Source organism: Mesorhizobium sp. WSM4849 (genome assembly GCF_055811385.1).
In genome coordinates, this window is the sequence record NZ_JBVVPW010000019.1 from 15,902 (window position 1) to 37,084 (window position 21,183).

Here is a 21,183-nt window from a genome sequence, read left to right on the forward strand (position 1 = left end):
ATGTCGAATGCCGCTGTCACCGCTGCAACAAGCTCTCGGGCCGCCGATACGGGCAAATCCGCCCTGGCGAGACTGGGAGAGGCCTTCGTTGGCCGTCTTGTCATCCTCATTCCGTATCTCTGGCTGGTCTTCTTCTTCCTCATTCCATTTGTCATCGTCTTCAAGATTTCGCTGTCGCAGACCGCGATCGCCATACCGCCCTACACGCCGGTGCTCGGCTTCGGCGACGGCCTTGCCGGTTTTTTCGCCCAGCTGAAACAGCTCAGCATCGACAACTACACATGGCTGACGCAGGACGCGCTCTACGTCAACGCCTATGTGACCAGCGTCGTCGTCGCCGCCATCTCGACGGTACTGACATTGCTTGTCGGCTACCCGATCGCCTATGGCATGGCCCGCGCGCCGGCGATGCTGCGCCCGACTTTGCTGATGCTGGTGATCCTGCCGTTCTGGACCTCGTTCCTGATCCGCGTCTACGCCTGGATCGGCATCCTCAAGCCCGAGGGACTGCTCAACCAGTTCCTGCTCGCCACCGGCGTCATCAGCCAGCCGCTGATCATCCTCAACACCTACACGGCGATCTTCATCGGCATCGTCTATTCCTATCTGCCGTTCATGGTGCTGCCGCTTTATTCCGCCCTCGAGAAAATGGATTATTCGCTGATCGAGGCGGCCAAGGATCTCGGTTGCCCGCCGACCAGCGCCTTCTGGAAGATCACCTTTCCGCTGTCGCTGCCTGGCGTCATCGCCGGCTGCCTGCTGGTGTTTATTCCCGCCGTCGGCGAGTTCGTCATTCCCGACCTGCTTGGCGGCTCGCAGACGCTGATGATCGGCAAGACGCTGTGGAACGAGTTCTTCGCCAATCGCGACTGGCCGGTGTCGTCGGCCGTCGCCGTCATCCTGCTGTTGCTGCTGATCGTGCCGATCATGCTCTTCCAGCGGGCCCAGGCCCGCGCCCAGGAGCAGGACAAATGAACCCGACTTGGAGCCGCTTCAACATCACTTCGATCGTGCTCGGCTTTGCCTTTCTTTACCTGCCGATCGTCCTGCTCGTCGTCTTCTCCTTCAACGAGTCGAAACTGGTCACTGTCTGGGGCGGCTTCTCGACCAAATGGTACGTCTCGCTGTTCCACAACCGGGGCCTCATGGACGCCACCTGGGTAACGGCCCGCGTCGCCGTCATCTCGGCCACCGTGGCGACCGTGCTCGGCACGCTGGCAGCTCTCACCTTGACCCGCTACACGCGCTTCAAGGGCCGGACGCTGTTTTCCGGCATGGTGTTTGCGCCGCTGGTCATGCCGGAAGTCATCACCGGCCTGTCGCTGCTGCTGCTCTTCGTCGCCGTCGGTCTCGACCGCGGCTTTCTCACCGTCACGCTTGCCCATATCACCCTGACCATGTGCTTCGTCGCCGTCGTCGTGCAGTCGCGCTTGATCACGTTCGACCGCTCGCTGGAAGAGGCCGCGATGGATCTTGGCGCGCCGCCGGTGAAGACCTTCTTCCAGATCACGCTGCCGGTCATCATGCCGGCGATTGTGTCTGGCTGGATGCTGGCGTTCACATTGTCGCTCGACGATCTGGTCATCGCCAGCTTCACCTCAGGGCCCGGCGCCACCACGCTGCCGATGAAGATCTACAGCCAGGTTCGTCTCGGTGTGACGCCGGAGATCAACGCCGCCTGCACCATCCTGATCGCGGTCGTGGCGGTCGGCGTCATCATCGCTTCGCTCGCCAACAAGCGTCGCGAGGTGCAGCGCCAGCGGGACGAGCAGGCCGCGCAGCGTGGGTGAAAAGCCGGCAGGAAGCACTCCTGACGACGACCGCGGCAGCCTCGCTGCCTACTTTCCGGAAACCCCGCGGCTTATCGGCGAAATGAACGGCGTGCTCCACGTTCCGCCGACGAAGAACGAAGACTGGTTGGGACCCTGGTTATTTGTCTGCGTGGCTGGCTGGTCCGCCTGAATGATGCCGCCGGACAGCGCCAGCCCGCGCCCGGCGTAGGAGGCGATGCCGGAAAGCCAGATCTTGTACTTCGCCGAATTCGCTTCGGCCTTGTCGATCTTCGCTACACCGTTCGAGATGCTCGCCTTGAGTTCGGCCCCGTCGATCGGCAGCGTTCCGTCGGAGATATCGTCGAGCGCGAAGAACCCGCCCTGTTCGTTGTGTTTGAGAAACGCCGGCAGGTTGAACCGGCTCAACGCGCCCTGGCCGAATTTCGCCGAAACCGAGCCGTCGGCGTTTTCGAAAATGGAATCCCAGGTTCTGCCCGGCCCCTTGAGGATGACCGAAACGGTTCCCGTGCCGATCGGCACCAGTCGCGTCATTCCGGCTGCGGTGCCAAAAGCGCCGCCGTCGATGTCGGAGGCGAGCAACCTGATCTCGACCTGCGTGCCTCCCGGCTTGCGGTCGAAACGAAGACTGCTCTGGATGTTGCCGCCAAAGGCCGATGCATCGGAAATATCGAAGACGGCAAGACCGTTCTTGACCTGGGCGGCGGCAGCGACGTCGGCAAGCTGGATAGCGCCTGCGGTGGCCTGAGCTGCCGACAGTCTGAGATCGAGATCGATCCGGTCGGCGACGCTTATGTCGATTTCGCCGGGGCCAACGCCGCTCGCAGGCGCCAGGGGTGCGAAGGCGGAGAGAAAGGACCGCAAGTCGAGCGTCTCGAAGGCGAGCGTACCGGCGATCACCGGCCGCGCCTCACCAAAGGAGAAGTCCAGCGCACCCATTCCCGGATTGTCGTCCAGAGCGATCTCTGTGTTTTCGAATTTAATGCGGCCGGAGGTCGCCGTAACCTTGCTGGAAACGGAAACCGAGCCGATTGCCGCGCCCGGCGCGATGCCGGCCCGCGACCATTCGAGCACGCGCCTGAGCGAGGGTGCGGCAAATTTCGCCTGGCCGTCGAAATAGGCGTTCTCGGACATGCTGGCGACGCCGTCGAAGGAAAAACTGGCAGGGGGCGCCTTGAAGGAAAGCGTCATCGGCGCCGCACCGCCCCCAAACAGCACCAGCGGGTTCGACGATGCGGCATCAACAGCGACGCTTTCGCCACGCCAGATCCCGGTCGCCGACAGCGTCGCATTGCTGTTCATTGCGGCCCAGTTCGCCTGTCCGCTCAGGCTGCTCAGTATCTCAGCGTCCTTGCCATCGACGGAGGTCACCACGCGGCCGTTCCTGAACTCCACGGTGCCGAACGGATCAGCCGGCAGCTTGCTCAGGTCCGGCTTGGCCGGATTGGCGCTGACCACGGCGCGAGCGATGTCGATGGAACGCGTGATGCGTCCGCCTGAAGGCAGGGCAGGCAGGAAAAATCCATGTGCTGCGCGTTGAACCCTGATCGTCGGCCGGATCAGCCGCGCCGTCGAAAACACCACATCGCCCTGCAACGCCGCCATGGCGGAGAGATTGACCTCGACCCGTTCGGCCTCGATCACAGGCGGCGCGTCGCTCTCTGTCCATTGCGAAAGCGTCACGTCGGACAGGATGGCCCGGAAATTCGGCCAGACCTCGATCCGCGGGGCCCCGTCGATGTTGACCCTGAAACCGCTCCATGCACTCATTTCCCAGGCGATGCGGTCGCGCACGATGCGGGTCGAGGCGACCAGCGGCAGGGCGGCAACGGCCAGCGCGATGACGAGCACGGCAACGCCGATCGCCCATATTCCGCGCCGGATCAAAGGTGATGACATGTCGCCCCGTATGCTTCCGTTCCGACAAGAATCGCCCGACGGGTGTAACCCACGGCTGACGCATTTCAAGTCTTTATGGCCCAGCGATGGCATTTGCGCACATCCACGTCGCTCGGCCGAACAAAATCTTGCTCTGCTGCGCAGCGATATGCATAAGCGATGCCAATGCATGTCGCCAAAATCGTTTTGGGATAACGCATACATGAAAACAAAAGTCTAAAGCGCGTCGCGTGAATCTCTTCAAACGTGATGTGCTTCAAGGAGGAACGATCATGGCCGGCGACGCACCGCTCTGGGCACCGACGAAGGACCAGGTCGACGCCGCGCCCATGACTGCCTTCATGCAGGCCGCCGCGGCCGCAACCGGCAAGGATTTTTCCTCCTACGCCGATCTACATCGTTGGTCGATCGACGATCGCGAGGCATTCTGGAGCCTGGTCTGGGATTTTTGCGGGATCGTGGGCGACAAGGGCGCCAGTGGCGGGATCAGTGGCGGCGAGCGCGTGCTTGTCGATGGCGAGAAAATGCCCGGCGCCGCCTTCTTTCCCGACGCGAAGCTGAACTTCGCCGAGAACCTGTTGAAGAAAACCGGGCTCGGTGATGCCATCGTCTTTCGCGGCGAGGACAAGGTCGAGCGCCGGCTCTCCTGGAACGAGCTGCATGCGCTGACCTCGCGGCTGCAGCAGCTTTTCCTGTCGCTCGGGGTGAAACAGGGCGACCGCATCGCCGCCATGATGCCCAACATGCCGGAGACGGTCGCGGCCATGCTGGCGACAGCCTCGATCGGCGCCGTCTGGTCGTCCTGTTCTCCCGATTTCGGCGAACAGGGCGTGCTGGACCGGTTCGGTCAGATCGAGCCTGTCGTTTTCATCGCGCCCGACGGTTACTGGTATAGTGGCAAGGCGATCGAGGTCGCTGACAAGATCGCGGCGGTTGCCGCAAAGCTTCCCACCGTCGGTAAGATCCTGATCGTCGACTATCTCGGCACGTCTACCGATGTGGCGGCGACCATCGAGAAGGCGACTCCGCTGGACGAGGCGCTCTCATCCTTTGCCGCCAAGCTCGTAACCTTCGAACGGTTGCCGTTCGCGCATCCGCTCTACATCCTGTTTTCTTCCGGAACGACCGGCATCCCCAAATGCATCGTCCATTCGGCCGGCGGAACGCTGATCCAGCATGTCAAGGAAGAACGGTTCCACGCCGGCCTGCTCGACGGCGACCGCTTCTTTTATTTCACCACCTGCGGCTGGATGATGTGGAACTGGCTGGTGTCCGGCCTGGCGTCGGGCGCAACCCTTCTGCTTTATGACGGGTCGCCCTTCTATCCCGACGGCAACGTGCTGTTCGATTTTGCCGACGCCGAGAAGATGACCTATTTCGGCACCTCGGCCAAATTCGTCGATTCCGTGCGCAAGGCCGGCCTCAGACCGATCAAAACGCATGATCTTTCCAGCGTGCGCACGATCTCCTCCACCGGCTCGCCACTGTCGCCCGAGGACTTCCGCTTCGTCTATGACGGCATCAAGAAGGACGTGCATCTCGCCTCGATCTCCGGCGGCACCGACATCGTCTCCTGCTTCGTGCTCGGCGTGCCGACCGAACCGGTATGGACCGGAGAGATCCAGGGACCTGGCCTCGGCCTCGCCGTCGATGTCTGGGACGACGACGGCCACCCGCTCAGGCAGGAGAAGGGTGAACTCGTCTGCACCAAGGCGTTTCCGGCGATGCCGATCGGCTTCTGGAACGATCCCGAAGGCAAGAAATACCACGCAGCCTATTTCGAGCGCTTCGACAATGTCTGGTGTCACGGCGACTTCGCCGAATGGACCGCTCATGGCGGCCTGATCATCCACGGCCGCTCCGACGCGACGCTCAACCCGGGCGGGGTGCGGATCGGCACGGCGGAGATCTACAATCAGGTCGAGCAGATGCCGGAAATCCTGGAAGCGCTGTGCATCGGCCAGGATTTCGACAACGACGTGCGCGTTGTGCTGTTCGTGCGGCTGGCTCCGGGCGTTGAACTCGACGCCGAGCTGCAAAAACGCATTCGCGCGAAAATCCGCAGCGGCGCGAGCCCCCGCCACGTGCCGGCTAAAATCGTCGCCGTCGCCGACATTCCACGCACCAAATCGGGCAAGATCACCGAACTCGCGGTGCGCGACATGGTGCATGGCCGCGCTGTCAAGAACAAGGAGGCGCTGGCCAATCCCGAAGCGCTCGAGCTATTCCGCGACCTGCCGGAACTGGCCGATTAGTTCCTCGAAGTGAGCGAGTTTGACAGGTTGCAGGCCTGTTTTGTGGCCATGATTTCATGGTTCGTTGAGTGAACCATCGCAAACGTTCGAGATTGGCCGAAGCTCCTCAACTTCGTCATCCCTGGGCGTAGCAGGAGCGAAGCTCCGTCGCGGAGACCCCAGGATGACGAAGTTGAGGAGCTTCGGCCAATCAATCTCCAAGACATGAGACCGTCACGCGTTCAAACGGCAGCCGAGCATGGTTAACGAAATATCTCGCTCGAATTTACCTAGATTTCATGAGTGGTACACATTGGTAAATTTTTCGCGGCGCCGGTAAGGTTTTGTTAAGGGCCGGCATCGATAGTCGTGCGTAACTTGAGGGAGAAATCCCGTTCCTCGAAATCCCCAGAGGATCTGAATTCGCTCAAGCCCCCGTTGTAACAGCAATCCAATCATTCAAGGCGTCCTGTTGGACGCCTTTCTTTTTTAACTAATCCGCGAGCACGCGGGTCGACGGGAAAGCGACTTCGACCAGGGTGCCCTCGCCGGGGGTCGAGTTGATGGTGAACCGGGCCCGGTTCGCCTCGACCATGGCCTTGGTCAGCGGCAGCCCGAGGCCGGTGCCGTCGCCGCGCCCACGCTTCAGCGCGTTGATCTGTTTGAACGGCTTGAGCGCCTGCTCGATCTCGGACTGGCTCATGCCGATGCCGGTGTCGCGCACGCGCATCACGACGTCGCCGGAGATCTCGTAAGCTGTCGATACGATCACCTGGCCGCCGGCCTGCGTGTAGCGGATGGCATTCGACAGGATGTTCAGCGCGATCTGGCGCACGCTGCGCAGATCGGCCACCACTTCCGGCAGCCGTGAGGCGAAGCTGGAGCGGATGATGACACGCTCGCGGTTGGCTTGCGGCTGCATCATCGCCACTGTCTCGGCCAGCGTGTCGTTGAGCGACACCGCCTCATAGGCCATCTCCTGCTGGCCGGCCTCGATCTTCGAAATGTCGAGCAGGTCGTTGACCAAGTCGAGCACATGGTTGCCCGACCGGTTGATGTCGCGCAGATAGTCGCGGTAGCGGTCATTGGCGACCGGCCCGAATTTCTCGTCGACCATCAGCTCGGAAAACCCGATGATGGCGTTGAGCGGGGTGCGAATCTCGTGGCTGATGCGGGCGAGGAAGTCGGTCTTTTGCGAGGAGGCGCGCTCGGCCACAGCGCGCGCCTGGGTCAGGTCCTCTTCGGCCCGCTTCCATTGGGTGATGTCGCGCACCACCGCGCAGAAGCCGCTGTCGTTGGGCAGGCTGCCGATGGTCATGAACAGCGGAATGAAGCGCCCCTGCGCCTCGCGTCCGATCACCTCGCGGCCGTCGTTGAGCACGCTCGCCACGCCGGGCTCGGACAGTCCGTCGAGATAGTCTCGCGCGGCGCGCTGGCTTTCGATCGCGAACAGCGAGACGAAGGGCTTGCCGGTCACCTCGTCGCTGTCGAAACCGAACAGCGCTTCCGCCGGGCGGCTGATCGAGCGGATCGTTCCGTCTCGGCCGATCAGCACGACGCCGTCGGTCGCGGTGTCGATGATGGTGCGCATCTCGGCGATGCGTGCCTTGAGTTCGGAAGTGTCCGGCTGCGTATGGTCGTCGGCGGCGCCATGCGGAATAGCTGCTGCCTCGTCGTCGCCGGAACGGCGCACGACCAGCATCAGCGCCTTGCCGCCACGCCACGGCACCGAACGCAGAATGGCCTCGATCGGGAACTCCTGACCGTCATGTGTCTTCAACCGCAACGCGTGATCGGTTCCGTCGGGGGCGCTGCCGTCGTAAGGATCGGCAAACAGCGCGCCGAGGCCACCGGCATCCTCCAGATCGTCGAGCGTGTCATAGCCGGTCAGGCTGAGGAATTCCTCATTCGCATAGTGAAGATCGTCGCCGGAATGGATGAGCAGGGGCACCGGCAGCTTGCCCAGAATCGAGATATCCGGAGCCTTGTTGTCGTCTGCGGTCGAAAAAGCCGATGGCACGAAGCCTTCGAGCTTGAGCGGCGGCACCGGCAGGCGCGGCGGTTCGATCGGCGCCGGCTCCACGTCGCCGGCATCGCCGATGTCATCGGTTGACGAACGGGCTTCGTCGTCATCGGGCCGCGCCCAATCCTCGTTGTCTTCTGCGTCACGGAAATCGGCAGCCGTCATGCTGTCGTTGTCTTCGGCGGCGGTCGATCGACCACTCGTGTCGGTGGGTTCGACCACCTCTTGCGCCGCCTTGTCCGGCTCCGAAACCGGCGCACCGTCGCTGTTGTCGGCGATATAGTCCCGGTCGGCGTAATCGAGCAGCGAGCCTGAGATGCCGGACACGGTTGCTTCCGGTTGCTCGCCGTCGAGCCTTGCGACATCCTTATCGTCTTCGGCATCGGTTTCGGTCGGTTCCGCCGCAGCCGGTATTGCAGCATCGGGCTGTTCGGTCGGGGGATTGTCCTTCTTGAGCCGCTCGCCGATCTCACGGAATGCACTGCGTTCCAGCGTCGACAGGCCTTTGTCGTTGGCCGGCTGCCTGTGCTCGGCCAACCGGATCACCTTGTCGGCAAAGCGCCGCTCCGGCTTCGGCACGATGGTCAGCGCCGGCACCTCGCCCTGGAACGGGTCGGTTTCGTCAGGCGTTTCGGCGACTTCCGGTTCGACGGCTGCGGTGGCCTCGGCATTGGAGACAAGCGCCATACCGATCGCTTCGGGATCGAGCACTGCATCGCCGGTGCGGGCAACGCCGAAGCCGCGAAAACCCTCGAAGGCACGGCTGCGGCCGTAGACAGGCAGCGCCGCCAGGTCGACGGGTATCTTGAAATCGGTGCCGGCAACCGGCCACAGCACGGAGCGGCCGGACCAGGTGTCGCGTCGGTCGAGCAGGCCGGCGATCTCGCCGGACGCATCGAGGTCGAAGGTGGCCGCGACGTCCCTGAAGCGCCGGCCAATCACATCGGCGGCAGGCTTGCCGACGAGTTCCGCGAATTCTGGCGACAGCGCACTGAACCTGCCTTCGGCGTCGGTTCGCCAGACGAAACGCAGGGGCGGCGCCGCGCGGTCGATCGAAGGGATGACACGTTCGACGGGGGAGGCGGCCCTGTGGGCATCCCGTGCGGAACTTTCCGCCGAAGCATCCGCCTCGACATGTCCGGACACATCCGGTCCCGGCTTTTGCGCCTCATCCTCGCTGGCGCTGAAATACCAATGGTCATGCTGAGGGGGCATTCCGCCGGCCGCTTCCGGACCCTGCTCGGTCGAATCAGGCGCGGTTGAATCAGGTCCTGTCGAATCGGGCCGGGTCGAATCGGGCCCGATGGAATCGGGAACGTCATGCTCCGCCGACACCGATGTGTCTTCGCCGGCTGCCGGGACTGTCTCTGCCGCATCCGTCTTCGCGACTGCTGCCGGCGCATTGTCCTGTTCTGCCTTTGGCCGGACTGCGGCAACGGCCGCCGCCGCACCGGTTGCGGTTTCCATCCCCGCGCTGCGCTCGCCAGCAGAGGCTTCTTCGGAGTCAAGCCGGTCCTCGTCGATCACCACCAGCAGGTGCCGCTCGTCCGTCAGCCGGGCCAGGCCGGCCGGATAGGAAGTGGTGCCGCCTGGAACGAGGCGTTTGACGATGCGGTCGCTCTCGTGCGCCACATCGGCCACAAGCGCTGCCAGCGTTTCGGGCAAGATGCCGAGCGCCGAAAAACCATCGGAAGCGGCCTCGATGTTGCCCTTGGCGTCGACGAAGGCGATGTAATGACCGTCTTCGGTAAAGCCGCTGATGGCCCGAGCGGCGATCTCGGCGGCGCTGCGCGAGCCGGTCTGCGCCGCCGGCACCGCCAGCATAATCGCGTTTTCGCCGTCAGGCATTGTCACCGTGCTGGCCAGAAAGCCAACCGCGCGGCTGGTCAGGCCGGTTGCCAGCCGCAGCGTGATGGCGCGGTCGCGGCCGATCTGTGGAAAACCGCTTGTCGCCATGATCTGGCGCCTGGCGATCAGCGGCAAGCCTGTCGAGGCGCCGATGATGGCCTCGATGTCGGGATAGCCGAACACCGCTGCCCCTGGTCCGTTTGCCCAGATCACCTGTTCGAGGTCTGCCGACAGAAGGGCGATCGCGTCGCCGGCGGCAAAGCGCTGGCGGACCGCGTCGAGCACGGCGACGTCGAGGAAGGAGTAGTTTTCGGACGGCATGCGCTTTGGGAGCCCTCACACAGCGGCAGTTTGCGGTTAACGCTTTGTTAATAAAAGCCGACGGCGCGAAGGTCCACAAGCCATAGCGTGCAACCGCCGGAATCTCTGGCCTCGTGGTTAACGCTGGGAGAGAAATTCTATGGTGCGCTGCAACAAAGATATTGCAATGCACAAAATTTGCCTTTATATTGCCATCATACATGAACGAGACGGCTTTCTGTCGAAGCCGCTGCCACTGCAAAGGATGGAATATGTCCAGGACCAAGACCGCTGAAAACGTCGAATTCCCGAGCTTCGACGCTTCCAAGGCCACCGACCAGATCCGCGCTTTCGCGGAAAAGGGCGTCGAGCAGTCGAAAGAGGCCTATGCCAAGCTGAAGACCGGCGCCGAAGAGACCCAGAAGGCTCTGGAGTCGACCTTTGAGACCGCCAAGACCGTTTCCAACGACCTGTCGCTCAAGACCATCGCCGCTCTGCGCGCCAATACCGAAGCCGGCTTTTCGCATTTCGAAGCGCTGATCGGCGCCAAGTCGCTGTCGGAAGTCGTCGAGCTGCAGACCGCATTCCTGCGCAAGCGCGTCGAGATGACCGTCGAGCAGGCAAAGGATTTCCAGGCCGTCGCCTCCAAGGCGGCCGAGGACGTCTCCAAGCCGATCAAGTCCGCCTTCGAGAAGGCGATGAGTGAAATTAAGGCCGCCTAATATTTGCGCATATTTCGAAGATGCAACAAAAGGTCGCATTTCTTCGAAGAGGATTATGTGAGATATAGTGGTCAAGCAAATACCCGGCGGGTGGAACCTCCTCCCTCTGCTCTCCGGGGTGACAGCCAGCACCTCCTCCCGCTGGCTTGTAACAGGAAAAGGCCGGCACCTCCTCCCGCCGGCCTTTTTCTTTGCCCGGCGAAAGGTGACGATCTTTGCCTACAGCGCCGCGCGTCCTCTTGGACGCGCAAAGGACGCTGTAGAGCTTTGGATTTTGCGCATGATCCTTTCCGAAAAGCGATTCTGATTTTCGGGTCATGCGCGGCCAAAAGCCTTGAATTAAACTCCGATAGCCCGTATGGACGCATCGCCGAACGACAGAGCGGGTCCCGGAGAATGAACGGTCCATTCGATCCCGCTCGGGCAAGCGTGCCGTTGTAGCTCAGATGGTTAGAGCGCCGGATTGTGGATCCGGAGGTCGCTGGTTCGATCCCAGCCAACGGTACCATCGCTTTATTTGCTAAATCACTGAATTGTTGGGCGGCCGCGCTGCCTATCTGTCAGCCGCAATCGTCGCCTGCAGCCATTGCGTGATGGCATCAAACGCGATCGGTTTGGTCGTGTCGACGTCAAACAGCGGTCCGCGCCGCAGTGGCTCGGCGCGCTTGGCCAGTTCGATCAGTTCGGGGATGTAGGTCGCGCCGGGATGGCCGGCGGGACGCTGGTCGAGCCGTGCGCGATAGCGCTCGGCCAGAACCCCACCGGGAGCATGGCACCAGATTTCGGCGGTCTGCTCGACGCCGGCCCTTCGCAGGTGATCCTCGAGCACCTGGCGCGGCTGGAAGCCGAACCAGGCGTCGACGACTAATATGGTGCCCGCCGGAGCCTCGCCGACGACCGACCAGATGGCGTGGTAACTGGCGCGGCCGAGCGTGCGGTTGAATTCGCGATTACCGCCGCCGAGCACCTCGAGGAACGGGTTCTTGATCGTATCGAGCGCGAGCAATGGCCAACCCATGCGCTCGGCGATGCCGCGCGCAACGGTGCTTTTGCCGCTGGCGGGGATGCCGTTGACGAGCACGGCGCGCCGGCTGGGCACGGCGCGCCTGGCGGGCACGGCACGCCGGCCGGGCACGGCAAGCCGGCCGGGGTCGAGCCGGGCAGATGGCAAGGACACGGGCGCGACTGCCGCCTTCGTCGCGATCGCTTGCAGACCGGCGCCGATGACGCCGGCATCATCGCCCAGTTGCGCCGCTTCGACCGGGCATTGGTACCACGGAGCCAAGGCGGGAGCCCTGGCAAGCGCCCTGTGGGCCGCCAGGCCAAGTCCGCCGCCGAGCAGGACCAGGTCAGGGGCGAACATGGCAACCGTCGTATCGATTGCCGCACGCAGCGGGCCGGCCCAGGCTTCCAGTATGCCGCGCGCCAAGGGATCGCCGCCCGCATCCCGGGCAAAAAGCTGATCGACCGAAACATCCGGACCGAGGCCTGCCCGCGCGATGTGACGGCCAAGCGCTGTACCTGAGCTGGTGGTTTCAACGCAGCCGCGCCGGCCGCATACGCACGCTTCGCCTGATATGTCGACGGTGATATGGCCGAGCTGCCCCGCCGTCCCCTTGCCGCGGACGATCCGCTGGTCCTGGACCACGGCACCACCAATGCCGGTCCCAATCGTGAACATGACGATGCTTTCATGGCCTCTGGCCGCGCCGAGAGCCATTTCCGCGATCAGTGCCATGTTGCAATCATTGTCGATCACCACAGGCTTGCCCGCCAGGCTTTCCAGTCGCTGCGCTAGGGAGATCGAGGCAAGGTTGACATAGCCTCCGGACAAGACCGCGCCAAGCAGCGCATCGACGCGTCCGGGGACGCCGATGCCGATGGCGGCAACTTCGGGGGAATCGAGCCGGCGCACCATTTCGGCGATCCGCGAGAGCACGAGCTCCGGGTCCGGCGCGCTTTTCTCGGAAATGCGGTCGAGGATTTCGCCCGTGCCGGAAATACGGGCGGCGCGCAGATTGGTGCCGCCGATATCGATTCCTATGGCCATCGAACTAAGAGGCATGACGTCCTGTCATGGACTAAGCGGCTTTCTGCCGGTAGTTTCCGATCACCGCCTGAAGCTCGCGCAATCTCGACACTGCGATGGTCTTAAGCCTTTCCCGCTGAATGTCACGGTCAAGCGAGATGCAGTCCTTCCACAACGACCGGCCGGCGATGACGCCTGACGCGCCGTTCTTCATCGCGATCTCGACCTGGCCCAGGAATGTTGCGTGGTTTACGCCGGCGGAGAGGACCGCCCATGGCACCTCGCCAGCCATGCTGCTGATCCTGGCGCAGGCTTCCGGCGTTCCGGGATAAGGAAGCTTGAGCACCTTTGCCCCGCATTCCAGGGAAATCCGGGTGCCTTCTTCGACAAGCCAGGGGATCTTGGCGGTATAGTCTTCAAGGCTTTCCCCTTCGAGCTGATAGGTCAGGAACTCGACGACGAGCAGGAGGTCCTCTTGCGCGAAGTCGGCGATGCATTGGCGCAGAATGGCGACATTGTGCTCATTCGCCTCAGGCCTGTCGGCCCTGAGATAGACCATGATCTTGCCGCCGGTGCCGCCGAGCTCGCGGACGCGGCGCGCGCCGATGCCGGGAGCGAGGCGCGACAGGCGGTAACCGGCGGGCGAGACGTCGAAGCCCGAGGCATCGAGGCCGATGAGCAGAGCCGTATCGCGGTTCAGCACCCCTTCATCGACAACCCGCGGCACCGCGCAGAGCGGGTCGAGCAGCACGCAGGACGCCTGGCTCGCGAGGTATCGCGTGATGTCCGACTTGGTGTCGCCGAGCATGTCGTTGGTGATCTTGGCCTGTTCTGCAGGGTCCGCCGCAAGCAAGGTTCGCATGCCGCCACGCTGGTCACAGGCGATGGCCATGATGGCCCCGTCTTGGCCGCATATCTGCTGGTACCCGCGCAACTCTGCGGTCGTCATCTTTGTCATGGTCTTCTGTCCGATGTTGGCGCGCCCATTCACCAGGGCGCAGATCCGTGGAACAAGAAAGGTTTAGTTCTTACCTGCCTGTCGGCAGGAGAATTTGCCGCTTTGATGCGCTATCGAACCGAGAAATTTGGCCCTGGCCCGCAATTTGCCGTGGAAACGAGCCCACGTTGCGAGTCAGCCGAATTTGCGCGATAACTGCCATCGGTCGAGGTCTGTAACACATTGCTGAAAGGAATTGCAAGCTGGCTGTCCCTCCCGCACAAGATGCGGCCGCATCGCGGACGATGCTGCATACGGTCGCCAAACTGCACTATGAGGCTGACATGTCTCAGGTCGATATCGCGCGGCGGCTTGGTGTCTCCACCGCGACGATATCGCGTCTCCTGCAGCGGGCGAGAGCAGAGGGCATCGTGCGGATCGAGGTTCTCGATCTTGCAACGCCCGAAGGCATCACCACGCAATTGGTCGAGGGACTCGGACTTCGCGACGCGGCGGTCATCGAAACGCCGGCGGCCGGTGCGCTGACGGCCCTCGCTGCGCCGCTCGGCGCCTTGCTCAAGCAAGCGGAACTGACGGCCGGCTCCGTGGTCGCCATTGGCTGGGGGCGAGCCATTCGCGAGGTTATCCAGGCAGGCCTGCCTCGCATTCCCGGCGTTCTTACCGTCGCTGCCACCGGCGGTATGCAGCAGCAGGCGCCGCATTTTCAGATCAACGAGTTTGTCCGGCTCGCCGCCGAAGAGTTCGGCGGGACGCCGCATTTCATCCATGCGCCCTATCTGCCGTCCTCCGAGTTGCGTGAGGTCTTCCTCGGCGATGCGGCCATCCGCGACAGCGTCGCGCTTTGGGACCGGACCGACGTTGCGATCGTCGGCGTCGGCCTGCCCCATGCCATCAATCCGCCCGAAGCGAGTGCGGCCACGCTGAGCGAACAGGCCCTGTTTCATGCGGCTGGAGACGTTATCCGTCATTACTTCGACGCCGAAGGCACGCTCATCCCGTGGGAGGGGGAGGGCCGGATGATCGCAATGTCGCCGGCCCAGCTTCGAGCCGTCCCCCTGTCGATCGGCGTTGCCGCCTCGCCGGAGAAGGCGATGGCCATCATCGGTGCCGTCCGCGCCGGGCTTATCAACGCGCTGGTTACGGACACGAAGACGGCCCAGGCCATCCTCGAGGCTCTCTTGCCCCGATAATGGTGGGCACGCCGATGTGTGACATCGGCACACCTGATCGATACCAACTGATTGACACCAAACCCGGATCACGAGCCCGCCGCCGCGAAATCGTCAGTTGTGTCGGCAAGGAGTTGGGGCAATAGTCTGCGTGAGGGACTCTGCGGAGCAGACAGATGGTGTCCGGTTTGAAAGCGTTTCGATCCCGGAAATACCCGGTTGCAATTTCTTTCAGCAAAGTGTTACAACCTTGCGGCTAGGCAAGCATGCGCGCCGAGCGGCGCTGTTCCCTGCACCTTGCGGAGGCTAGGAACGGGACTGCGCATCAGGCTGGTCGGTTTCGACTGGCTGACCTAACGACTGGGGGGCGCTCGGGAGGAAAGCTGCCGATAACAGCAAGCAGGCGAACCTGGTTCTTGCCGCCAGCACTTCACATAGCCGGAACGAATTGACGGCCATTTCAATGTCGATCGCAACGGCAAATCTGCCAACACCATGAGGAGGATGTTATGAAGAAGATTGTTGCCGCCCTGGCGGCTCTCGCCATCTGCGCAGCGGCGCTGGTCACGCCGGCGTTGGCGCAGGACAAAAAGTTCACCATTGCGCTCATTCCGGGTCTTACCACCGACGGCTTTTATATCACCATGCGCAAGGGAGCCCAGGCGGCAGCCGATGCCCTTGGCGTGACCCTGGTTTTCCAGGGCGCCCCGGATTTCAATCCGGTAACGCAAGTCCCCGTGCTTGACGCGGTCATCGCCAAGAAGCCGGACGCCATCCTGATCGCGCCGACCGACAAGGTTCAATTGGTCGAGCCGCTCCGCAAGGCCAACGATGCCGGCATTCCGGTGGTCACCGTCGACACTTTCATCGGCAGCGGCGTCTACCAGACCGGCGCCGGCGAGGCGGATTTCCCACTGTCCTATATCGCTTCGGACAATATTCTGGGCGGCGAGATCGCCGCGCGGGCATTGGCCAAGGCCATAGGCGACAAGGGCAAGGTCTACGTTTCGAATGTTAAGCCCGGCATTTCGACCACCGACCAGCGTGAAGAGGGCTTCAAGAAGGAGATGGCGGCCAACCATCCCGGCATCACCGTTCTCGAAACCCAGTTCAATGACAACGACGCCAACAAGGCCGCCTCGCAGCTGCAGGCTGTGTTCGCGCGCAATCCCGATCTCGTTGGGGTGTTCGGTGCAAATCTGTTCTCGGCGCTTGGCGCAGCGAATGGCGTCCAGCAGGCCGGGCAGACCGGCACCGTCAAGGTCGTGGCGTTCGACGCGCCGACCAGCATTGTCGATAACATCAACACCGGCCTTGTCGACGTGGCGATTGCCCAGCATCCCGCGGAAATCGGCTATTTCGGCGTCATGTCGGCCTATGCCCATCTGACGGACCAGTCGATCCCGGTTGCGGTCGGCACCGGCTTTACGATCATGGACAAGGCCAACATCGCCGACCCGAACATCTCGAAGTACCTCTATTCCGAATAAGTCCAGCCAGTCTCCTTCCGGCCTGCCGGAAGGAGACCTGCGCCGGGTCTCTTTGACCCTGTTTGTCGGAGGCCGCTCTGCGGATCGGAACCATTCATGACTTCAACATCACCAATCGAAACGCATGTCGCTCCTCAGGCGGATCACGGTGACCCGGCCAGGAGTTGGCTCGCACGCATCGCCGAAGGACGCGCCTGGCTGTTCCTCGCGGGCCTGATCATCTGTTTCGAGGTCTGGTCCAGGCTCTCCTTCGGCGCGACCTTCGTGCTCAACCCGTTCAACGTGCAGTCCATTGCAATATTTGCCGTGGCGCCGCTGCTGCTGGCGACCGGGCAGACCTTCGTCATCATTTCGGGAGGCATCGACCTCTCGCTGGGCTTCATCATGGGTCTCGCGGCCGTGGTTGCGGCCCACGCCACGAATATGGCTGGCATCGCCATGCCGGTGCCTCTGGCCATGACGTTGGGCATTCTGGCGGCCGTGATCGTCGCCGGAGTGCCTGGCGTCATCAATGGCTTGCTGATCTCGCGCCTCAGAATTCCACCCTTCATCGGCACGCTTGGCATGTTTGGCGTGGCGCGTGGCGCTGCGTTCCTGCTGGCCGGCGGCACAACAGTACCGGTCCAGAATTCCTGGTTCGCGCTGCTTGGCAACGGCAGGTTCTACGGTGTGCCTTATCTCGTCATCATTGCCGCCGTCTTTGTCGTCGTGATGCACTACATCCTGAGCCAGACCCGGTTCGGCCAGCACAACTACGCCATCGGCGCCAATGTGCAGGCGGCGCGTCGCGCCGGCATCGACATCAGGGGCCACATCCTGCGCCTCTACGTGCTTTCGGCGATGTGCGCGGGCCTCGGGGGCGCGCTCTATGCAGCGCGCTTCACCGCGGGCGCCGCCCAGGCCGGCGAACCCTTGCTGCTCGACAGTGTCGCAGCGGTGGTGATCGGCGGCGCCAGCCTGTTCGGTGGTTCCGGCACCATCTTCGGGACGGTTGCCGGCGCCTTGGTGATCGCGGTCATTCAATACGGGCTGGTTTTCGTCAATGTCGAGCCGTTCTGGCAGTTCATCGCCGTCGGCCTCGTCATCATTATCTCCGTCCTTATCGACCAGGCGCAGCGCCGGTTCAGTGGAGCTCGCCAGGATGAATAGTTCCGAACAAACCACCCCCCTTCTCGAAGTCCGACGCCTTTCCAAGCATTTCGGTGCGGTGCAGGCGCTGAACGATTTCTCCATGGCCGTGCGGCCGGGCGAAGTGGTGGCCCTGGCGGGCGACAACGGCGCCGGCAAGACGACGCTGATCAAGGCGATATCGGGCGTCTTTCAGCCGACCGGCGGTGAAATTCTGCTGAGAGGGCAGCCGGTGACGTTCGCGACGCCGCAGGAGGCGCGCGAAAAAGGCATCGAGACCATTTACCAGGATCTCGCGCTCGCCGACAATTTGTCCATCGGCGCCAATATCTTCCTCGGCCGTGAACCCATGCGCAAGGCCTTCGGTTTCTTGCCGGTGCTCGATCGCAAGGCCATGGCCGTCGCCGCCAAGCAGACCATGGGACGGCTGGACTTCCATGTCAGCCGGCTCGACGCCCCGGTCAGCAATTTCTCCGGCGGTCAACGGCAGGCCGTTGCCATCGGCCGGGCCGTCTATTGGGACGCGCAGATCTTGATTATGGACGAACCGACCGCGGCCCTCGGAGTCCCGGAGCAGCGCAAGGTCATTTCGCTCATCCACCAGCTCAAGGCGCAAGGGCGGGGCGTAATCTTCATCTCGCACAATCTGCAGGATATTTTCGCCGTTTCCGACCGCATCGTCGTGCTGCGCCGCGGCGTTCAGGCCGGCGAGCGCAAGATCTCGGAGACCAATCATGACGAAGTCGTCAAGCTCATGGTTGGCGGCTAATGCATGTCGCCCAAAAGTGCGCAGCGGTTTTGGGACAACGACATGCATAAAAACAAAACTCAAAGCGCGTCGCATGAAATCCCTTCAGACGCGACGCGCTTTAGGCCGAACCTTTCGATTGCGGAAACACGCATTTCCCCGAGGGGATCAGCTTCCCGGGTGGCGAGCCGGCTAAGCCGGCAATTTCTCCGGCGAGAAGCGACTGCGACAGGATCGCTGGCACAGGTACCGCGCCTAGCTGCTCAGCATCTCAATGCGCCCGCCCGATTTCCGGCGAAATATGCTCGCCCCCGACGATGACAAAATGCCATCCAGATACGCTCGGCGCGGCGGAAAGAAGCAGGATGGCGAGCAGAGTCGACATTGCCTGAGGATGTCACTATATAGCGGCGGCTTTGGCAGCGTATCCTAGGATCGCGCAGCGAATGGCGCCGCAAACGTGCCACGTATGTGACATCTATTGTCATACAAATTGACTGGATTACCGGAAAAAAGCAAGTAGAAACAATGGCGCGATCCGGGACATGATCCCAGCCAACGGTGCCAGTCTGCGCAAGAAAATAGAATCTCCTCAAGAATTAGAATGTGCTCCTTGAACCTTCGATTTCCGTCAGCCCTGTGGAGCTTGGGCAAGATCGGCTTGCCGGGTGACGGCGACTCGGTTGGAATAGGAGCGTGCATCTTTTCGGGGATGCCGGCGTTTATGATTACCAACCGGCGCAGCCGCCAGGGAACAGCAGCATGAGCGAACACGCGATCGAGTTCTTGCAGGAGTGGATCGGCGAAAAGGTCCACTGCCAGTCCTCGCTGGACAGGATCGAGGAGCAGGCCGAGACCCTCGCCAGGGAATGCGCGGCCAAGGCGGCTGAGGCCGGCATACCGCTGGAGGATATCCAGGAAGAGGTCGGCGACATTCAGGAACTTATCGCGTCGAGGCTGGAAGAGGCGGCTGAGGCCGACCAGGACGAAAAGAATTCGGACAAGCCTGCCGAGTGATACGGTCTGTTCCTGGCGCCAGCGATTTGAAGCACAGCATACGCCATTACCTGCCTGCTGAGTGAGCCTAGCGGGCTTTCAGCCCAGGAACGCGCTGATATCGTAATTTCCAATGGTCTTTGCGAGGTCTTCCGGCGAAGAGCCATGCTTGTTTTTCAGCGTTTTATCTGAGCCAGCTGAGAGAAGGAGCTTGATCAACTCGCCACGGCCCCGTGATTCAAACACGGCACGCCACAGGGGCGTGTTTCCATGAACGTCTTGGGCAGAAACATCTGCGCCGCCCTTGACTAGAAGTTCCGCCGCTTCGAGCCGATATTCACGAGCGGCAAAGTGCAGCGGTGTTTCCAGATTCTTGTCCTGCACATTCACGTTCGATCCACGCTCGATCAGTGCAGCGACGATTGCGGTGTCTCCGTCTTTTGTCGCGTAAAACAACGGCGTCCGACCGTCGCGATCTAACACATCGACATCCTCCCCCTCTGAGATGGCCTGGATGACTTCAGGCGAGCTATGTCTCATCACCGCCTTGTGTACGGGTGCGGGACCATCTGGGTTGCTCATACCTATGGCTCCGATTGGACGATGGGTCTTCCAATTGATATTTGTTAGGGCCGTTTATTCGTTGAACTGCTTTTGGGTTAATCCTTCGCAGCTTCAGGGCCATTCCGGGCCGAACCCGGGGAAAGTATCAACCAAGATCTACGCTGGGCCTCGCACCGAATTTGCCCTTGAGCCATGCCTTCGGCAGCGCCGGCACGAAATTGCCGTCGCGCCCGGTCATGTCGTCATTGGCGACCAGCGCATTGAGGATTGCTTCCTCCACACATTCGATCACGGCGTCGAAGAACGGGTCGATGTCGGTATCCGGGATAAAATCGGCGCTGGCGATGCGGCCTGACGGCGCCAGCGCCGCCTCGCGGTTGGCGGTCGAAAAGGCGAGGAAAATATCGCCCGAGCTATGATAGCCGAAGCCGCCGGTCATGGCGACGCCGAGCGGCGCCCGGCGGGCCAGCCGCTTCATCTGATGCGGCAGCAACGGCGCATCGGTGGCGACGATCCCGATGATTGAGCCCTTTTCGGCGCGCGGCGTGCTTTCGCGGATCGCCGGTTCCACGAGATCTGGCCCGGCGCGCAAGTCGCGAATGGTGAAATTGCTCCGCTTGCCGAAATTCGCCTGCACGAACGCGCCGACCGTGTAGCGCCGGCCGTGCCATTCGACGATGCGCGATGCCGTGCCGGAGCCTGCCTTGAAAGCGAAGGCGATCATGCCGGTGCCGCCGCCGACGCTGCCTTCCTCGATCGATCCGCTGGTCGCGCCATCGAGTGCCGCGGCGACATGTTCGAACCTGAGATGGTGGCCGTTGATGTCGTTCAGGAAGCCGTCATAGGTTTCCGCCGCCACCGGCAGACCCCAGCCGCTGTCGAGCGCGGCCGGCAGCACGCGCTGCATCCAGCGCAGCGTTCCGTCGCGTGAAACGCCGCAGGAATGCGTGTTGGTGATGGTGATCGGCAAATTGAAGGCACCGGTTTCCTCGATGATGTGCGAGCCGGTCAATTCGCCATTGCCGTTCTGGCTGAAGATACCGGCAAAGACCGGCGTGGCGAGATCGTCGCGCGGTCTGGGCAGGATAGCGGTCACGCCGGTGCGCACCGGTCCCTTGCCGACCACCAGCGCACCATCGCCCGAAATCAGCGTCGAATAGCCAACCGCAACGCCAGCCACATCGGTGATGGCGTTGAACGGTCCGGGCGTGCCGTCAAAACTAATGCCGAAGGCTCTTGCACGCGACCTGCCGGAAGGCGTCCGGTGATGTGGATTGCCGGTCAT

The 21,183-nt window shown here is 62.4% G+C and carries 16 protein-coding genes and 1 tRNA gene; 10 read left to right on the forward strand and 7 right to left on the reverse strand.

What is annotated here, in order from left to right; all coding sequences use genetic code 11:
- Together AC0L3L_RS21435 and AC0L3L_RS21440 are read left to right on the forward strand one after the other, a co-directional pair.
- A complete protein-coding gene (locus tag AC0L3L_RS21435) occupies positions 1-975 on the forward strand; it encodes an ABC transporter permease subunit (RefSeq protein WP_473639034.1) in 975 nt (324 codons plus the stop codon).
- A complete protein-coding gene (locus AC0L3L_RS21440) occupies positions 972-1,790 on the forward strand; it encodes an ABC transporter permease (RefSeq protein WP_473487166.1) in 819 nt (272 codons plus the stop codon). Before AC0L3L_RS21435 ends, AC0L3L_RS21440 begins: the two co-directional genes overlap by 4 nt.
- 48 nt (positions 1,791-1,838) lie before the next feature.
- Here AC0L3L_RS21440 and AC0L3L_RS21445 read toward each other — a convergent pair whose 3' ends face one another.
- Positions 1,839-3,689, reverse strand: coding sequence for an AsmA family protein (locus AC0L3L_RS21445; RefSeq protein WP_473639035.1), 1,851 nt, complete (start codon positions 3,687-3,689; stop codon positions 1,839-1,841).
- A gap of 272 nt (positions 3,690-3,961) precedes the next feature.
- On the opposite strand from AC0L3L_RS21445, the gene AC0L3L_RS21450 reads away from it, so the two are divergent.
- On the forward strand, positions 3,962-5,944 hold the full coding sequence (locus tag AC0L3L_RS21450) for an acetoacetate--CoA ligase (RefSeq protein WP_473639036.1): 1,983 nt from the start codon (positions 3,962-3,964) through the stop codon (positions 5,942-5,944).
- A 472-nt stretch (positions 5,945-6,416) separates the two neighbouring features.
- Here AC0L3L_RS21450 and AC0L3L_RS21455 read toward each other — a convergent pair whose 3' ends face one another.
- The gene (locus tag AC0L3L_RS21455) at positions 6,417-10,115 is read right to left on the reverse strand and encodes a PAS domain S-box protein (protein WP_473639037.1); all 3,699 of its coding nucleotides are present in this window, start codon (positions 10,113-10,115) and stop codon (positions 6,417-6,419) included.
- A 251-nt stretch (positions 10,116-10,366) separates the two neighbouring features.
- Here AC0L3L_RS21455 and AC0L3L_RS21460 point away from each other — a divergent pair, with 251 nt between their 5' ends.
- Both AC0L3L_RS21460 and AC0L3L_RS21465 read left to right on the forward strand, forming a co-directional pair.
- A complete protein-coding gene (locus tag AC0L3L_RS21460) occupies positions 10,367-10,816 on the forward strand; it encodes a phasin (protein ID WP_473528110.1) in 450 nt (149 codons plus the stop codon).
- Positions 10,817-11,247: 431 nt separating this feature from the next.
- Positions 11,248-11,324 (forward strand) — tRNA-His (locus AC0L3L_RS21465).
- Between the two features lie 45 nt (positions 11,325-11,369).
- Here the strand turns inward: AC0L3L_RS21465 and AC0L3L_RS21470 are convergent.
- Both AC0L3L_RS21470 and AC0L3L_RS21475 read right to left on the reverse strand, forming a co-directional pair.
- Positions 11,370-12,881 carry an ROK family protein gene (locus tag AC0L3L_RS21470; RefSeq protein WP_473639038.1) on the reverse strand — a complete coding sequence of 504 codons (1,512 nt, stop codon included), beginning with the start codon at positions 12,879-12,881 and terminating at the stop codon, positions 11,370-11,372.
- A gap of 16 nt (positions 12,882-12,897) precedes the next feature.
- On the reverse strand, positions 12,898-13,803 hold the full coding sequence (locus AC0L3L_RS21475) for a tagatose-bisphosphate aldolase (protein WP_473639039.1): 906 nt from the start codon (positions 13,801-13,803) through the stop codon (positions 12,898-12,900).
- Positions 13,804-14,087: 284 nt separating this feature from the next.
- Here AC0L3L_RS21475 and AC0L3L_RS21480 point away from each other — a divergent pair, with 284 nt between their 5' ends.
- The 5 genes from AC0L3L_RS21480 (at position 14,088) to AC0L3L_RS21500 (ending at position 19,355) form a co-directional block, all read left to right on the forward strand.
- Positions 14,088-14,993 (forward strand): sugar-binding transcriptional regulator, encoded by a 906-nt coding sequence (locus AC0L3L_RS21480; RefSeq protein WP_473487158.1) that lies wholly within the window; start codon positions 14,088-14,090, stop codon positions 14,991-14,993.
- Between the two features lie 488 nt (positions 14,994-15,481).
- A complete protein-coding gene (locus AC0L3L_RS21485) occupies positions 15,482-16,462 on the forward strand; it encodes an ABC transporter substrate-binding protein (RefSeq protein ID WP_473639040.1) in 981 nt (326 codons plus the stop codon).
- Between the two features lie 96 nt (positions 16,463-16,558).
- On the forward strand, positions 16,559-17,611 hold the full coding sequence (locus tag AC0L3L_RS21490; RefSeq protein WP_473487156.1) for an ABC transporter permease subunit: 1,053 nt from the start codon (positions 16,559-16,561) through the stop codon (positions 17,609-17,611).
- The gene (locus AC0L3L_RS21495) at positions 17,604-18,359 is read left to right on the forward strand and encodes an ATP-binding cassette domain-containing protein (RefSeq protein ID WP_473487155.1); all 756 of its coding nucleotides are present in this window, start codon (positions 17,604-17,606) and stop codon (positions 18,357-18,359) included. Before AC0L3L_RS21490 ends, AC0L3L_RS21495 begins: the two co-directional genes overlap by 8 nt.
- A gap of 741 nt (positions 18,360-19,100) precedes the next feature.
- Positions 19,101-19,355: a hypothetical protein gene (locus AC0L3L_RS21500; protein ID WP_258122049.1), complete on the forward strand. Its 255-nt coding sequence runs from the start codon at positions 19,101-19,103 to the stop codon at positions 19,353-19,355.
- Between the two features lie 78 nt (positions 19,356-19,433).
- Here AC0L3L_RS21500 and AC0L3L_RS21505 read toward each other — a convergent pair whose 3' ends face one another.
- Genes AC0L3L_RS21505 through AC0L3L_RS21515 form a run of 3 tightly spaced genes read right to left on the reverse strand, consistent with a single transcriptional unit; the run spans position 19,434 to position 21,183 of the window.
- Positions 19,434-19,916 carry an ankyrin repeat domain-containing protein gene (locus AC0L3L_RS21505; protein WP_473487154.1) on the reverse strand — a complete coding sequence of 161 codons (483 nt, stop codon included), beginning with the start codon at positions 19,914-19,916 and terminating at the stop codon, positions 19,434-19,436.
- Positions 19,864-20,019, reverse strand: a complete 156-nt coding sequence (locus AC0L3L_RS21510) for a GH-E family nuclease (protein ID WP_473639041.1) — start codon at positions 20,017-20,019, stop codon at positions 19,864-19,866. The genes AC0L3L_RS21505 and AC0L3L_RS21510 overlap by 53 nt, the downstream gene beginning before the upstream one ends.
- Positions 20,020-20,043: 24 nt before the next feature.
- Entirely contained in the window at positions 20,044-21,183 is a 1,140-nt protein-coding gene (locus AC0L3L_RS21515) for a DmpA family aminopeptidase (RefSeq protein WP_473639042.1), read from the reverse strand.

Excerpts from the sequence above, each read along its gene's own strand:
- AC0L3L_RS21455 (WP_473639037.1), bottom strand. The coding sequence starts at position 10,115 with ATGCCGTCCGAAAACTACTCCTTCCTCGACGTCGCCGTGCTCGACGCG.
- AC0L3L_RS21490 (WP_473487156.1), top strand. The coding sequence starts at position 16,559 with ATGACTTCAACATCACCAATCGAAACGCATGTCGCTCCTCAGGCGGAT.
- AC0L3L_RS21485 (WP_473639040.1), top strand. The coding sequence starts at position 15,482 with ATGAAGAAGATTGTTGCCGCCCTGGCGGCTCTCGCCATCTGCGCAGCG.
- AC0L3L_RS21440 (WP_473487166.1), top strand. The coding sequence starts at position 972 with ATGAACCCGACTTGGAGCCGCTTCAACATCACTTCGATCGTGCTCGGC.
- AC0L3L_RS21495 (WP_473487155.1), top strand. The coding sequence starts at position 17,604 with ATGAATAGTTCCGAACAAACCACCCCCCTTCTCGAAGTCCGACGCCTT.
- AC0L3L_RS21475 (WP_473639039.1), bottom strand. The coding sequence starts at position 13,803 with ATGACAAAGATGACGACCGCAGAGTTGCGCGGGTACCAGCAGATATGC.
- AC0L3L_RS21470 (WP_473639038.1), bottom strand. The coding sequence starts at position 12,881 with ATGCCTCTTAGTTCGATGGCCATAGGAATCGATATCGGCGGCACCAAT.
- AC0L3L_RS21480 (WP_473487158.1), top strand. The coding sequence starts at position 14,088 with ATGCTGCATACGGTCGCCAAACTGCACTATGAGGCTGACATGTCTCAG.
- AC0L3L_RS21515 (WP_473639042.1), bottom strand. The coding sequence starts at position 21,183 with ATGACCGGCAATCCACATCACCGGACGCCTTCCGGCAGGTCGCGTGCA.
- AC0L3L_RS21435 (WP_473639034.1), top strand. The coding sequence starts at position 1 with ATGTCGAATGCCGCTGTCACCGCTGCAACAAGCTCTCGGGCCGCCGAT.
- AC0L3L_RS21445 (WP_473639035.1), bottom strand. The coding sequence starts at position 3,689 with ATGTCATCACCTTTGATCCGGCGCGGAATATGGGCGATCGGCGTTGCC.
- AC0L3L_RS21460 (WP_473528110.1), top strand. The coding sequence starts at position 10,367 with ATGTCCAGGACCAAGACCGCTGAAAACGTCGAATTCCCGAGCTTCGAC.
- AC0L3L_RS21505 (WP_473487154.1), bottom strand. The coding sequence starts at position 19,916 with ATGAGCAACCCAGATGGTCCCGCACCCGTACACAAGGCGGTGATGAGA.
- AC0L3L_RS21500 (WP_258122049.1), top strand. The coding sequence starts at position 19,101 with ATGAGCGAACACGCGATCGAGTTCTTGCAGGAGTGGATCGGCGAAAAG.
- AC0L3L_RS21510 (WP_473639041.1), bottom strand. The coding sequence starts at position 20,019 with ATGGCCCTGAAGCTGCGAAGGATTAACCCAAAAGCAGTTCAACGAATA.
- AC0L3L_RS21450 (WP_473639036.1), top strand. The coding sequence starts at position 3,962 with ATGGCCGGCGACGCACCGCTCTGGGCACCGACGAAGGACCAGGTCGAC.